The sequence below is a fragment of the Selenomonas sp. oral taxon 138 str. F0429 genome, from assembly GCF_000318175.2.
Taxonomy (GTDB): Bacteria; Bacillota; Negativicutes; order Selenomonadales; family Selenomonadaceae; genus Centipeda; species Centipeda timonae.
The window spans coordinates 491,219-491,674 of sequence record NZ_KB290930.1; the positions used below are offsets into that span (position 1 = coordinate 491,219).

The 456-nt window shown below is 54.6% G+C and carries 1 protein-coding gene; it reads right to left on the minus strand.

The window, feature by feature from the left end; all coding sequences use genetic code 11:
* Nucleotides 1-456 (minus strand): recombinase family protein (locus HMPREF9163_RS11670; protein WP_009440335.1); only part of this gene is annotated, 456 nt, incomplete at both ends.

A 456-nucleotide genomic window follows, 5' to 3' on the forward strand; every position in this document is an offset into this window, starting at 1 on the left:
GAATCCCCTGTGCGAACCGCCTCCGCACGCCCCATCGGATGTTTTCACCAATGCTTCTGCTCTCTTCTTGAGCAAAGGATGCGAGCAGCGTCAAGAGCAGCTCTCCGTCCTCGGATGTGGAATCAATGTTCTCGCGCTCGAAGCGGACGGCGATCCCCTTCTCTTTCAACCGTCGAACGGTATGAAGGCAATCCACGGTATCACGGGCAAATCGGCTGATGCTTTTAACGAGCACCAAATCAATCTTCCCGGCGTTGCAGTCCGCGATCAGTCGCTTGAACTCATCTCGGTGTGTAGTGCTTGTCCCTGTGATTCCTTCGTCTGCGTACACTCCTGCGTATTCCCACGCAGGATTATTCTGGATGAGACTGCTGTAGTAACTGACCTGCGCTGCAAGGGAGTAGTGAAGCGTATCCACAGAGACACGGGCGTAGGCAGCCACACGCAGCTTTTTCT